This is a genomic window from Curtobacterium poinsettiae (genome assembly GCF_047226435.1).
Taxonomy (GTDB): domain Bacteria; phylum Actinomycetota; class Actinomycetes; order Actinomycetales; family Microbacteriaceae; genus Curtobacterium; species Curtobacterium poinsettiae.
On sequence record NZ_CP178434.1, the window covers coordinates 2786829 to 2800416 of the forward strand.

12 protein-coding genes are annotated in these 13588 nt (G+C 70.1%); 10 read left to right on the top strand and 2 right to left on the bottom strand.

Annotated elements, in window-relative coordinates; translation table 11 throughout:
- The first annotated feature begins 86 nt into the window (after positions 1–86).
- Genes ACL00U_RS13095 through ACL00U_RS13105 form a run of 3 tightly spaced genes read left to right on the top strand, consistent with a single transcriptional unit; the run spans position 87 to position 3372 of the window.
- A complete protein-coding gene (locus ACL00U_RS13095) occupies positions 87–1439 on the top strand; it encodes an extracellular solute-binding protein (RefSeq protein ID WP_042540360.1) in 1353 nt (450 codons plus the stop codon).
- A gap of 54 nt (positions 1440–1493) precedes the next feature.
- Entirely contained in the window at positions 1494–2459 is a 966-nt protein-coding gene (locus ACL00U_RS13100) for a carbohydrate ABC transporter permease (protein ID WP_017888374.1), read from the top strand.
- A 1-nt stretch (position 2460) separates the two neighbouring features.
- A complete protein-coding gene (locus ACL00U_RS13105; RefSeq protein ID WP_056070327.1) occupies positions 2461–3372 on the top strand; it encodes a carbohydrate ABC transporter permease in 912 nt (303 codons plus the stop codon).
- Positions 3373–3516: 144 nt separating this feature from the next.
- Here ACL00U_RS13105 and ACL00U_RS13110 read toward each other — a convergent pair whose 3' ends face one another.
- Positions 3517–4347 carry a siderophore-interacting protein gene (locus ACL00U_RS13110; protein ID WP_017888372.1) on the bottom strand — a complete coding sequence of 277 codons (831 nt, stop codon included), beginning with the start codon at positions 4345–4347 and terminating at the stop codon, positions 3517–3519.
- A gap of 28 nt (positions 4348–4375) precedes the next feature.
- Here ACL00U_RS13110 and ACL00U_RS13115 point away from each other — a divergent pair, with 28 nt between their 5' ends.
- Genes ACL00U_RS13115 through ACL00U_RS13130 form a run of 4 tightly spaced genes read left to right on the top strand, consistent with a single transcriptional unit; the run spans position 4376 to position 8578 of the window.
- Positions 4376–5479, top strand: a complete 1104-nt coding sequence (locus ACL00U_RS13115; protein ID WP_231564117.1) for a FecCD family ABC transporter permease — start codon at positions 4376–4378, stop codon at positions 5477–5479.
- A gap of 50 nt (positions 5480–5529) precedes the next feature.
- Positions 5530–6636, top strand: a complete 1107-nt coding sequence (locus ACL00U_RS13120; protein WP_042540364.1) for a FecCD family ABC transporter permease — start codon at positions 5530–5532, stop codon at positions 6634–6636.
- On the top strand, positions 6633–7547 hold the full coding sequence (locus tag ACL00U_RS13125) for an ABC transporter ATP-binding protein (RefSeq protein ID WP_412873476.1): 915 nt from the start codon (positions 6633–6635) through the stop codon (positions 7545–7547). Before ACL00U_RS13120 ends, ACL00U_RS13125 begins: the two co-directional genes overlap by 4 nt.
- Positions 7548–7558: 11 nt before the next feature.
- Positions 7559–8578, top strand: coding sequence for an ABC transporter substrate-binding protein (locus ACL00U_RS13130; RefSeq protein WP_412873477.1), 1020 nt, complete (start codon positions 7559–7561; stop codon positions 8576–8578).
- Between the two features lie 81 nt (positions 8579–8659).
- On the opposite strand, the gene ACL00U_RS13135 is transcribed toward ACL00U_RS13130, so the two are convergent.
- Positions 8660–10714 carry a transglycosylase domain-containing protein gene (locus ACL00U_RS13135; RefSeq protein WP_412873478.1) on the bottom strand — a complete coding sequence of 685 codons (2055 nt, stop codon included), beginning with the start codon at positions 10712–10714 and terminating at the stop codon, positions 8660–8662.
- A 166-nt stretch (positions 10715–10880) separates the two neighbouring features.
- On the opposite strand from ACL00U_RS13135, the gene ACL00U_RS13140 reads away from it, so the two are divergent.
- The 3 genes from ACL00U_RS13140 (at position 10881) to ACL00U_RS13150 (ending at position 13587) form a co-directional block, all read left to right on the top strand.
- Positions 10881–11450, top strand: a complete 570-nt coding sequence (locus tag ACL00U_RS13140; protein ID WP_412873479.1) for a GNAT family N-acetyltransferase — start codon at positions 10881–10883, stop codon at positions 11448–11450.
- A gap of 55 nt (positions 11451–11505) precedes the next feature.
- Positions 11506–11697: a hypothetical protein gene (locus tag ACL00U_RS13145; RefSeq protein WP_214519554.1), complete on the top strand. Its 192-nt coding sequence runs from the start codon at positions 11506–11508 to the stop codon at positions 11695–11697.
- Between the two features lie 123 nt (positions 11698–11820).
- Complete coding sequence (locus ACL00U_RS13150; protein WP_412873480.1) at positions 11821–13587, top strand: hypothetical protein; 1767 nt, start codon at positions 11821–11823, stop codon at positions 13585–13587.
- Position 13588 lies beyond the last annotated feature (1 nt).

A 13588-nucleotide genomic window follows, 5' to 3' on the forward strand; every position in this document is an offset into this window, starting at 1 on the left:
GCAGTGCTCCGGGTCCGGAGCAGCGATGCTCCGGCGGGAGCACCGACCCTGTTCCCGAGCCCGGCCCATCCCGATGGAGTGATGCCATGCCGATCCCACCCGCAACACCTGCGTCGCGCCTCTCGCGGCGGGGCTTCCTCGCCGCCGGTGCAGCGGCCGCGACGGTCCTGCCGCTCGCCGCCTGCTCCAGTCCCCTCGCCGCCGGTCTCGCCGGCAGTGCCCTCAACCCCGAGACCCTCGTCTTCTGGAACCTGTTCGGCGGCGGTGACGGCGTCCGCATGCAGGACATGGAAGCCGGCTACGCCAAGCAGCACGGCGGATCGAGCGCGCTGCAGGCCACCACGTTCGCGTGGGGCAACCCGTACTACTCGAAGGTCACACTCGCCACCGTCGGGAACAAGCCGCCGGACGTCGCGATCTCCCACCTGACCCGGGCGAAGCCCCTGTGGGACGGTGACCTGCTCGATCCCATCACCTCCGAGGACCTCGCCGGCGTCGGTATGAGCGCCGCCGACTTCAACCAGAAGGCCTGGACGGCGCAGAAGACCGACGGCAAGAACATCTGCGTGCCGCTCGACACCCACCCCTTCGTGCTGTTCTACAACGTCGACGTGTGCCGGAAGGCCGGCCTGCTCGACAGCGACGACAACCTCAAGGACCTGACGGGGATCGACGCCTTCGAGAAGGCCCTGGCGGCAGTCTCGAAGGTCACCGGCGGCACGGCGCTCAACGTCGCGAACGTCAGTGAGGTCGCGACCCCGTGGCGCTTCTTCTGGACGATGTACAACCAGATCGAGGGTGCGACGCCGTTCATCAGCGACGGCGGCTCCAAGCTCACCGTCAACGAGGACGCCTACACGAAGGTCACCGACATGACCCAGAAGTGGGTCAAGCAGGGCTGGCTCAACAAGGGCCTCGACTACGCCACCGCGCAGACGCTCATGTTCACCGGCAAGGCCGGCTTCTTCATGCAGGGCGAGTGGGAGATCAGCACCGCCCAGTCGATCAAGGGGCTGAAGTTCGGGATGGCTCCGGTCCCGCAGCTCTTCGACAAGCCGGCGACCCAGGCCGACTCGCACACGTTCATCCTGCCGAAGAAGGACCGCACGCCGGAGCAGAAGCAGGCGGCGATGCTGTTCATCAAGCAGATGCTCGAGCAGAGCCTGACCTGGGCACAGGGTGGCCACGTGCCGGCGTACCTGCCGACGTACGACAGCTCGGCCTACAAGAAGCTGACGCCGCAGTCGAACTACGCCTCCGCCGCCGAGACCGCGGTGTTCGACGACGCCGCCTGGTACGGCGGCTCCGGGTCCACGTTCGAGAACACCGTGGGCGCCCAGCTGGCCCTCGTACAGCAGGGCAGCAGTTCCCCCGCCGCGGCCATGAGCGCGATCAAGTCCCAGTTGTCGACCTACCTCAACACGCCGAGCCCGCTGTGATCGGGCCTGCGACCACCACGAACGACGTGAACACCCTGCGAAAGGCACGATGACGTGACCACAGCACCTGTCCTCGACCGCCCGACGGACGCGGCGAGCGCGCCGCGACGACTCCGCCCGTACCGCTCCAGCCTGACCCGCGGCCAGGGCCGCAGCGGCTGGCTGTTCCTCGCCCCGTTCGGCCTGTTCTACATCGCCTTCCTGCTCGGTCCGACGGTCTGGATGATCGTCACGAGCTTCTTCAACACCTCGACGGTCCGCACCGGGCTCGGCAGCTTCGCCGGGTTCGCGAACTACGCGGAGATGCTCGGTCGCGACGACTTCTGGTCCTCGCTCTGGCACACGCTGCAGTTCACGCTGTACACGACCCCGCCGCTCGTGATCCTGGCGTTCGTGTTCGCCGTGCTGACGAACCGGATGAACCGCGGCCAGTGGTTCTTCCGTCTGGCGTTCTTCCTGCCGTTCATCCTGCCGTCGGCGACGATCTCGCTCATCTGGGTGTTCATCTTCACGCCGAGCACCGGTCTCTTCGCGAGCGTCCAGTCGCTGCTCGGGATGACTCCGGGCGCCGGTGTCCTGGCCAGCCCGAACACGGCGATGATCGGTGTCGCCATCGCCACCGTGTGGTGGACCCTCGGCTTCAACTTCGTGCTCTACCTGGCCGGCCTGCAGGAGATCCCGCGCGAACTGTACGAGGCCGCCGCCGTCGACGGTGCCTCGAACTGGCAGCAGATCAAGTCGATCACGCTCCCCCTGCTCGGCCGCACGACGACCCTCGTCATCCTGCTGCAGATCATCGCGAGCCTGAAGATCTTCGACCAGGTCTACCTGATGACGAACGGCGGCCCGGGCATCTCCACCCAGGTCTCGCTGCAGCTCATCACCGGCGTCGGCTTCACCGACAACCGACTCGGTGCCGCGTCGGCCGCGTCGGTCCTCCTGTTCATCGTGATCGTGGCGATCGCGGTCATCCGGCAGCTCGTCGAGCGCGCTGCCGCCAAGCGAGAGATCGGTGCCTGACATGACCGCCACCGAGAGCATCACCACCGGCCGGAAGCTCCGCACCGGGGTCTCGTCCGCCGCTCCCACGAGCGCCGCCAAGATCGGTGTCAGCGGGCGCGGCTTCACGATCGCGTCGGGCATCATCCTGACGATCTTCGCGATCATCTGGCTCATCCCGAGTGTGTTCGCGCTGAAGACGTCGCTGTCCGACAACGGCGTCGCCGCGCTCGGCGCGAACTCGATCCTGTCGAACTGGAACCCGACGCTGCACTCGTACGCGTCGCTGTTCCAGGCCGGCGACATCTGGAACTGGTACCTGGCCAGCGGCATCACGAGCGTCGTGACCGCGGTGCTCACCGTGCTGTTCGCCTCGATGGCGGCGTTCGCGCTGTCGCGGCTGGTGTTCCGCGGCCGGAACATCGCGTTCCTGCTCATCATCCTGGGCATCATGATCCCGACCCAGGTGCTGATCATCCCGATCTTCCAGGAGCTCAACGCGGTCGGCCTGCTCAACACGTACTGGTCGGTGATCTTCCCGCAGGTGCCCGCCGTGATCGCGGTGTTCATCTTCAAGCAGTTCTTCGACGGCATCCCGAAGGAGCTCGAAGAGGCTGCGCGCATCGACGGCGCCGGCATCTGGAAGGTCTACTGGTCGGTCATCCTGCCGCTGTCGCGTCCGGTGATCGCAGCGGTGACGATCCTGACCTTCGTCGGGGTGTGGAACAACCTGCTGCTGCCGCTGTTCGTGCTGTCCAACCCGGACCTCATGACGATCCCGGTCGGGCTCGCCACCGTCCAGGGCAGCTTCGGGCAGCGCTACGCCGACATCCAGGCTGGTGCACTCCTGGCGGCGTTGCCGCTGATCATCCTCTACCTGATCTTCCAGCGGCAGATCGTGGAGGGCGTGACGGGCTCGGGCCTCAAGGGCTGACGCGGCCCCACCACGGACGGGAGGCCCGGTGCCAGCTGGCACCGGGCCTCCCGTCCGTCCGTTGGTCGCGCCACGGGCGCGGCGCACCCGGCGAGAGCGGGCGTACCTGGCGGGACCGGGCACACCTGCCAGGCAGCGCGCGGGTCAGGCGGGGACAGACACCTTCGTCTCGTGCTTCCAGAACCCGGAGAACGTGATGCGCGACTTCGGCAGTCCCGCACGGTGCAGGTGGCGGCGGCCCTCGGTGGCGAGCTTCGACTCCCCCACGACGAACGCGTAGCCCCTGTCGTCGGACGGCACGTGCCGCTGCAGCTCCGCGAGGGCGCCGCTGCCGGGGACCGCGCCCGGCTGCCGGACGATCCACGTCACCTGCACGCCGGTGGGGGCGTCGAGGTCGCGGATGTCGGCGGCGGTCGGGACCTCTTGGATGATGCGGCCGACGGTGTCGCGCGGCAACGACGCGGCGATGCCGACGATGCCCGGCAGGCCGGTCTCCTCCGCCGCGACGACGACCTCGCTGGTGCCGGCCGGGACGTCGAAGATGCAGCCCTGGTCGAGCATCGCGAGCTCTTCGCCGGGGCGGGCGGAGCAGGCCCAGATCGCGGCACGGCCCTCGAGCTGACCGCGGTGGTCCAGGTGCACGACGAAGTCGATGTCGAGCTCGGCGGTGCCGTCGGCGAGCAGCCGGTACGCGGCGACGGTGTAGTTCGCGCAGTGCGGGCGGATGTCCTCGGGGATGCCGAGGAACGTCGGCCACCACTTCTTGCCGTCCAGGTCGGGCATCCGGAAGGCGTCCTGGTCGGGGCGACGGACGAACAGGCGGAACCAGTGGTCGAAACCGAGGTAGCCGAACTCGTGCAGGTCGTCGCCGGTGACGGTGACACGCTGCATCGAGGGTGTCACCCGCTGGGTCCGGAGGACACGGGCGCGGAAGAGCCGGGGGTTCGTCGGCAGGAGCCGCGGGGTCTTCGCCATGAGGCAAGGCTAACCTAAGATGACTTCCGTGCCAGCCCCCAATCCCGTTCTGGCTTCCGGTCCGGAGGCCCCCGAACCCGTCGTGTCCAGCGCCCGGGACGGCGACGCGTCCCGCGCCCTCGGTGTGCACCGGACCGCGATGCGACGACGGACCGCGGTCATCATCGGCCTCGTCGTCGCCCTGGTCCTCGTCGCCGTGGCGAGCATGCTGCTCGGCAGCAACCGCATCGGCGTCGCCGAGGTGTGGGCGGGGCTCACGCGCACCGGATCGAGCACCGACGAGGCGATCGTGTGGGGCTCCCGCATCCCGCGCACGCTCATCGGCGCAGCGGTCGGCGCGGCCCTCGGCATCGCCGGACTGCTCATGCAGGGACACACCCGCAACCCACTCGCCGACCCCGGTCTGTTCGGCGTCTCGTCGGGCGCGGGGCTCGCGGTGGTGCTCGGCGTCTACGTGTTCGGGGTGACGAGCACGAGCGCGACCGTCTGGTTCGCACTGGTCGGGGCCCTGGTCGCCAGCGTCGTCGTCTTCTCGGTGACGATCGCCGGCAGCGGCACGGCCAGCCCGGTGCCGCTCGCCCTCGCCGGCGCCGCGGTCTCGGCGCTGCTCGCCGCCCTGACCTCGTTCGTCGTGCTGACCGACCAGGCGTCGCTCGACGCGTACCGGCTCTGGGTCGTCGGGTCGCTCGCCGCACGCCAGCTCGACATCCTCGGGGCGGTGTGGCCGTTCCTGGCCGCCGGACTCGTGCTCGCGGTGCTGAACGTCCGCGCCCTCGACGCCCTCGGGCTCGGGTCGGAGCTGGCGAAGGGCCTGGGCGAGAACGTGCTCGTCGCCCGGCTGGTCGGCCTGGGCGGGATCACGCTGCTCGCCGCCGGGGCGACCGCGGCGGCCGGCCCGATCGGCTTCGTCGGCCTGACGGTCCCGCACGTCGCCCGCGCGCTCGTCGGCACCGGACACCGCTGGACGCTGCCGGTGTCCGGTCTGGTCGGCGCCGCCCTCGTGCTGGTCGCCGACGTCATCGGTCGCCTGATCGGCGGGTTCTCCGAGGTCGAGGTCGGCATCGTGCTCGCCGTCATCGGGGGCCCGGTGTTCGTCGCCGTGGCCCGCCGCCGATCGCTGGTGTCACTGTGAGCGGGGCAGCGGTGCGCAGCAGCGGGAGGACGCCCGGCAGCACAACCGGCATGCCCGGCAGTACACCCGGTGCGCCGGGCACGAACGGCCCCGCGGCCCGCACCCCCGGCCGTGCCGGCATCCGCATCGGCCCCGTCGGCCTCGCCTGGCGCCCCCGGGTGTTCTGGTACACCGTCGCGTCGCTCGCCACCGTCCTGGTGCTCATCGTCCTCGGCACCGCGGTCGGCTCGACGTGGATCGCGCCCGGGGTCGTCATCCGGTCCCTGCTCGGGTTGGAGTCCGGTCCCGACGCCTTCATCATCACCACCCTGCGCCTGCCCCGCGTGCTGACCGGCGCACTCGTCGGCCTGACCCTCGGGGTCGCCGGGGCACTGACCCAGACCTTCACGCGGAACCCCCTCGGCACCCCGGACATCATCGGCGTCACCGCGGGCGCGAGCGTCGGTGCGGTCGCCGCGATCGTCCTGGGAGGCGGGACGTACTCGGTGTCGTCCCTGGTGCTCGGTGGCGGGATCCCGGTGGCCGCCACGATCGGCGCCCTGGTCGCAGCGGTCCTGGTCTACGGCCTGGGTTGGCGCGGTGGCGTGCAGAGCTACCGGCTCGTGCTGGTCGGCATCGGCGTGAGCGCGACCCTCGACGCCGTGACCAGCTACCTGCTCGTCCGGGCGAAGATCACGGTCGCGACCGCGGCCTCGCAGTGGCTGGTCGGCAGCCTGTCGAGCACCTCGTGGGAGAGCGTCTGGCCGCTGCTCCTGGTGGCCGTGGTCGCGGTGCCGATCGCACTCGCGACGAGTGCGGCACTCGGTATCGGGCAGCTCGGCGACGAGGTCGCGACCGGCGTCGGACTCGGCGTCCAGCGACACCGGCTGCTCGTCATCGCACTCGCGGTCGTGCTGACCGCCGCCGCCGTGGCCGCCGCGGGACCGGTGGGCTTCGTCGCGTTCGTCGTGCCGCAGGTCGGGCTCCGGCTCGCCGGCACGAACCGGCCGCCGCTGCTGCTCGCCGGTGCTCTGGGAGCCGTGCTCGTGCTCGCCGCCGACCTGCTGTCCCGTTCCGCGTTCCCGTGGCAGGTGCCGGTCGGCATCATCACCACCGTGATCGGGGCGCCGTACCTGATCTGGCTCCTCGTCCGTCACCGCAAGGAGATGTCCCGATGACAACAGCGCACGACCGCGACCACCAGCACGAGCACGAGCACGACAGCGTGCTCGAAGCCCAGGGCCTGTCCGTCGGCTACGACCGCCAGCCGGTCCTGCGCGACCTGCACCTGCGCATCGAACGCGGCACCGTCACGACGTTCCTCGGCGCGAACGGCTGCGGCAAGTCGACCCTGCTCAAAGCGTTCGGCCGCGTGCTCAAGCCGCAGGCCGGCGAGGTCCTGCTCGACGGCGCCCCGATCCGCAAGGAGCCGAACCGCCAGGTCGCCCGCAAGCTCGCGATCCTGCCGCAGTCCCCCGTCGCCCCGGCCGGCACCAGCGTGCTCGACCTGGTGATGCGCGGCCGGAACCCGCACCAGTCGTGGGCGAAGCCATGGACCGCCGAGGACGCCGCCGTCGCCGAGGACGCGATCGCTGCCACCGGCCTGACCGAGGTCGCGCACCGTGACGTCACGAGCCTGTCCGGCGGACAGCGCCAGCGCGCCTGGATCGCCATGGTTGTCGCGCAGCAGGCCGAGACGCTCCTGCTCGACGAGCCGACGACCTACCTGGACCTCGCGCACCAGCTCGAGGTCCTGCGGCTCGTCCGACGGCTGAACCGCGAGCAGGGGTCGACGATCGTGATGGTACTGCACGACCTGTCGCTGGCGGCGCGGTACTCGGACCGGCTCGTGGTGCTGCACGACGGCGGGGTCGTGGCCGACGGCACACCGCACGAGGTCCTCACCCCGGCACTGCTCGAGCACGCGTTCGGCCTGCACGCACGGGTGTTCCCCGACCCCGTGACCGGTGCGCCGATGATCGGGCCCGAAGCGGACGAGCACGACCCGGTCCCGCACGCCCCGGCCGAGCACACCGTCACGCGCACGAAAACCGAAGACGCGCTGGCGAGTGCCGCAAAGTTAGGTTAGCCTCTCCTAATGTGAAGACCTCCCGACGTGGCCACCTGCGCGCCGCCCTCCTGACCTCCGTGACCGTCTCGGCACTCCTCCTGACCGGCTGCTCGAGCACCGGCAACTCGAACGACTCCGACTCAGACGGCGGCACCGCCGCGTCGAAGGCGTGGTCGTACCAGGACGCCACCGGCGCGACCGTCAAGATCGACCACACGCCGAAGCGCGTCGTCGTGCTGAACGACATCGCCCTGTCGTTCATCGAGTACGGCCTGAAGCCCGTCGGCACCTTCGGGCAGCTGACGATGGCGAAGGACGCCCGGTTCAAGGGCCTCGACACCGACGGCATCACCCAGCTCGGCACCGCCTACGGCGACATCGACCTCGAGCAGCTCGCCGCGCTGAAGCCCGACCTCGTCGTGACCTCGGTCTACCCGACCGACGCGAAGGGCACGCTCGACACCAAGCAGCCCGGCTACGGCTTCAAGGACAAGGCGCAGGAGAAGCAGATCAAGGCGATCGCGCCGGTCGCCGAGGTGAAGTGGGGCGGCAAGGGCGAGGACGTCATCGAGGAGATCGCGAAGCTCTCCGAGTCGCTCGGCGCGAAGGAGTCGACGGTCGACGCCGCCGAGAAGCGCTTCGACACCGCCGCCGACGAGCTCGAGAAGGTCTCGAAGGACACGGACCTGTCGGTCGTCTCGATGTACGCCGACGGTGACGGCGCGTACGTCACCCGCCCGACCGACGAGCCGTCGCTGCAGATGTACGCGTCGTACGGGGTCGACTTCGTCAACCCGAAGCCGAAGGGCTTCTACTGGGGCATCTACTCGTGGGAGAACGCCGGTCAGATCACCGGTGACGTGCTGCTGCTGTCGCAGCAGGGCTACCAGGTCGCCGACCTCGAGAAGCAGCCGACCTTCGCCGACAACGCCGCGCTCAAGGCCGGCCAGGTCCACAGCTGGACGTTCCCGGCCCTCGACTACACGTCGCAGGCCGACTACATGACCAAGCTCGCGGGCTGGCTCGAGGACAGCAAGAAGCTGTCGTAGGACGCAACCGAGAACCGGCCTGGAGGCGCGGTGCCAGCTGGCACCGCGCCTCCAGGCCGTTCGTGGCTGCGTTCCGGGCCGTCAGCCGACCGGCAGCGCCGCGTTCACCGCCGTCTGCGCGTCGCGCCAGACGGCCGCACGCGACCCGGCGTAGGTGCCGCCCTGGCCGTTGGAGAACGTCCGCAGGTTGTGCTTCGCGCCGTCCGTGTTGCCCTGCCAGTAGGCGGTGACGGCACGCGAGGTCCCGCCCACCAACCACACCTGGTCGGCCGCGTCCGTGGTGCCGGTCTTGCCGAACAGTGTCGCGCCGTCGGGGGTCTGCCCACCGCTCGCCGTCCCGCCGCGGAAGGCGCCCTGCATGACGTCGAACGCGGTGGCCGCGGTCTGCCGGGACACGGCCTGCGTGCACGAGCGGGGCTGTCCGCCGAGCTCCTCGCCGTCGGGCGCGACGACCTGGTCGATCACCACGGGTGCGCAGAACCGCCCGCCGTTCGCGATGCCGGCGTAGGCCGAGGCCATCGTGAGCGGGGCGATGCTCTCGGTGCCGAGCAACGACCCAGGGTTCCACGGCAGCTCGCCGCCGCTCGCCAGGTGCACCCCCAGCCGCTCGGCCACGTCGCGGATGTCGCACAGGTCGAGCTGTTCGGCCATCGACTGGTACGCGGCGTTGACGGACTGCGCCGTCGCCGACCGGACCGAGTACGGACCACGCTGCCCGGCTGAGTCGTTCTTCGGCTGCCAGAACGCCGAGGCGGGTTCCCCGCACGCGGTCCACTCGCTGTGCGGGTGCGGCGTGCCGTCCACGACGGTGTCCGGGCTGCGGCCGGCCTCGATCCACGCGAGCAGGGTGAACATCTTGTAGGTCGACCCGGTCTGGAAGCCGGTGGAGCTGCCGTCCGCCTCGTCGGTGGCGTAGTTCAGCGAGGTCGCGGTGCGGGGCGCGTCGGACGAGCGGTCGTGGTCGGTGTTCTGTGCCATCGTCAGCACGCGGCCCGTCCCTGCCTCGACCGTGTTGAACGTGGCCCCGAGTGCCAGCCGGGTCTCGGTCTTCGGGTCGTACCGGTCGAGCAGCCGCTTCTGTTCCGCGTTCAGGTCGAGGTCGAGCGTGGTCTGGATCCGGTACCCGCCGGTGCGCCAGGCGTCCGCCCGCTGCTGCTTCGTCGCGCCGAGCTGCGGGAGCCGCTGGGCGATGGTCTCCGCGTGGTCGCAGAAGAACGCAGCGCCCACCTCGACCGCCTCGCACCCCTGCTGCGGTGCCGTCAGGTGCACGGAGTCGGCGACACGGGACAGCCGAGCCGTGCGGTACTCCTCGGCCGACAGGTGCCCCTGCTCGTGCATCGACCGCAGGATCACGTTCCGCCGGGCGGCGTTGTCGCGGTGGTGGTCCGGCGTCGACAGGTCCCGTCGTTCCGGCCACTGCACGATCGCGATGAGCGACGCCGCCTCGGCCGGGGTCAGGTCGCTCGCCGACTTGCCGTAGTAGTGCTGCGCCGCCGACTGCACGCCGTAGGTCTGGTCGCCGAAGTAGGCGATGTTCAGGTACGCCGCCAGGATCTGCCGCTTCGTGTACTGCTTCGCCAGGCTGATCGCGAGCTTCATCTCGGCGAGCTTGCGCTGCGGCGTCCGCCTGGTCGCCTCCTCGTACCCGGCCTCGCGCTCCTCGGCCGTGGGCAGTTCGCTGGCCTGCTGGATCTTGATGTTCCGCACGAGCTGCATCGTCAGGGTCGAACCACCCGACCCGCCCTCGGTCCCGGACGTGGCGACGCTCACGAGCGACCGGACGACGGACGTCGCGTCGACACCGCCGGTCTCGTAGAACCGCTTGTCCTCGCCGTCCACCGCGGCGTGCTCCAGGTGGTCGCTGATCTGCTCGAGCGTGAGCTCCTGGCGGTCCTGGTCCCACACGCTCGCCAGGTGCACCGGCTCGCCGCCGCGGTACGCCCAGATCTGGTTGCGCTGCGGGAGCTGCCCGATCTCGATGTCCTCCGGCAACGACTCGAACACCCCGATCGCCGAGGTCGTGCCGACGCCGGCGACCGCGATCACCGGCGTCACCCCGACGCTCACCAGCAACCCGGCGAGCACACTGCCACCCACGAAGCCGAGCGCGGCTCCCCCTGCACGTCGCATCGTCATGTCGTTCCCCCTCGTCCGCGCCACCGTCGGCGCGGTCCGGAGAGGCTCGCAGTCCTGCTCGGGTGGCCGCCGGGACTTCCCCGCGGAACACCGTCGTGTCCGCTGGGAAAGTGCCGGGGTCGGTCGCCGCTCGGCGCTCGCCGCCCGTGCGGAGCATGATCGGCGCATGGAGTACTCGACGGCGATGCTCACCGAGGAGACGTGGCCCGACTTCGCCGCGCTCGTGACCCGCAGCAATGGCGTGTGGGGCGGGTGCTGGTGCATCGGCTTCCACCCGGACGGCCCGCGCGGCACACCGGACCCCACGGTGTCCCACCAGGAGGCGAAGCACCGGCACGTGCGCAACGGCACGAACCGCCAGGTGCTCGTCTACGCCGACGGCTCGGCGGTCGGCTGGTGCCAGTTCGGACGCCCGGCCGAGCTGCCGACGATCCTGAACCCCGGCGCCTACGCACGCGACGCCTCGACCCCGCCGGACTGGCGGATCGGCTGCGTGTTCGTGGAGTCCCGGCACCGCGGCCACGGTGTCGCACGTGCCGCGGTCACCACGGCCCTGGACGAGATCCGCCGGGCGGGCGGCGGGACGGTCGAGGCCTACCCGGAGCAGACGGTCGAGCGGAAACCGCAGCGCGGGGCGTACCTGCACACCGGACCGGAAGAACTGTTCACGCAGTTCGGGTTCGTGCGCGACCGCCGCATCGCGAAGTGGCGGTGGGTGATGCGCACGACGGTGTGACCGGCGTACCCGTTCGACGCCGCGCTGCCAGCCCTTCGCGCGTACCGTTGGAACCGTGACACGCACCGCTCCGGTACGACCGCACCGCCTCGCCCTGATCGGCGCCGCCGTGGCCCTGGTGATCGGGGTCGGACTGCTCGTCTCCCCCTGGGACGGGCCGGTCGTCCTGCTCGCCTGGGCGCTCATCGTCGCCGCGGTCGTCCTCGGTGCCCTCACGCTGTTCTTCGTCCGGGCGCCACGCAGCTAGTCCCCGCCGCCGGGGCACTTGTCCCCTTTTCTCCCGACTGTCCGAGCGCGGCAACGGGTCTACGGTCTGTCCCGTGCGGCAACGACGCCGCACGATGACGAATCGAGCATCATGCAACGACGGATGAAGCGGATCCTCGCGCTCGCCCTGAGCGTCGGAGTCGTGGGGGCACTGGCTCCGGCGATCTCGGCCCAGGCAGTCGCCACGAGCGACACCCCGGACTTCGGCAGCAACGTGAAGGTCTACGACCCCACGGTGCCGGCGTCGACCATCCAGGCCGACGTCGACGCGGCGTTCACCAGCCAGCTCCGCAGCACGACGGCGCAGTTCGGCACGCAGCGGCACGTCTTCCTGTTCAAGCCCGGCAGCTACGGCCGCATCTGGGCGAACCTCGGCTTCTACACGTCGGTCGCCGGGCTCGGCAAGAACCCCGACGACGTCACGATCAACGGCGCGGTGAACGTCGACTCCGGGTGGAACGCCGGCGACGAGAAGAACGCGACACAGAACTTCTGGCGGTCGGTCGAGAACGTGGCGATCGCGCCCGAGAGCGGAACCGACCGGTGGGCGGTGTCCCAGGCCGCCCCGATGCGCCGGGTCCACGTGAAGGGCAACCTGACGATGGGTCCGTCGAACCAGGATGGTGGACAGGGGTACTCGTCCGGCGGCTACATCGCCGACACGAAGGTGGACGGCACGGTGACCTCGGGGTCCCAGCAGCAGTGGTACACGCGGAACTCGACGATCGGGTCGTGGCAGGGCGGCAACTGGAACATGACCTTCTCAGGGGTCCAGGGCGCCCCGGCGAACGACTTCTCGAAGAGCTACACGACGCTCGCCACCACGCCGACCACTCGGGAGAAGCCGTACCTGTACGTGGATTCGTCCAACAAGTACCACGTGTTCGTCCCCTCGCTCAAGCAGAACGCGAGCGGTGTCACGTGGCCGAACACCGCCGGCACCGACCTCCCGATGCGGAACTTCTACGTCGCGCACCCGGGCGACTCGGCCGCCACGATCAACGCCGCACTCGCACAGGGACTGAACCTGTTCTTCACGCCGGGCACGTACCAGCTCGACTCGCCGATCGCCGTCACCAGGGCGGACACCGTCGTGACGGGAATCGGCTTCCCCACCCTCGTTCCCACCAGGGGCAACGCCGTTCTGACGTCGACGGACGTCGCCGGGGTGAACGTGTCGAACCTCGTCGTGGACGCCGGTGCGCAGAACAGCGCACAGCTCGTCCGCCTCGGCAGCGCTGGGTCGCACGTCGACCACGCGGGAGATCCGCAGAGCATCCAGGACGTCTTCTTCCGCGTCGGTTCGAGCGTGCAGGGCAAGGCGACGACCACCCTGCAGGTGAACGCCGACGACACACTGGTCGACCACATCTGGGCCTGGCGAGCCGACCACGGCGGGGCACCGACGGGCTGGAACGTCAACACCGGCGCGACCGGGGTCGAGGTGAACGGCAACGACGTGCTCGCCACCGGGCTCTTCGTCGAGCACTACCAGAAGTACGATGTGCTCTGGAACGGTGAGAACGGCAGGACGATCTTCTTCCAGAACGAGATGCCGTACGACGTGCCGGACAACGCCTCCTGGCAGAGCCCGACCGGCGCGGGCTACGCGGCCTACAAGGTGGCGTCCTCGGTCACGAAGCACGAGATCTGGGGCGGCGGCGTCTACGCCTTCTTCAACACGAACCCGTCCGTGCACGCCGACCGGGCGTTCGAGGTCCCGCAGACCGCCGGCGTCCGCGCCCACGGGCTCGTCACCGTCTCGCTCGGCGACACGGGCACCATCTCGAGCATCATCAACGGCGTCGGCGGCGCGGTTCCCACACCTGCGGGCAACACCGCTCCGAACCGACTCGCGTCGTACAACTGAC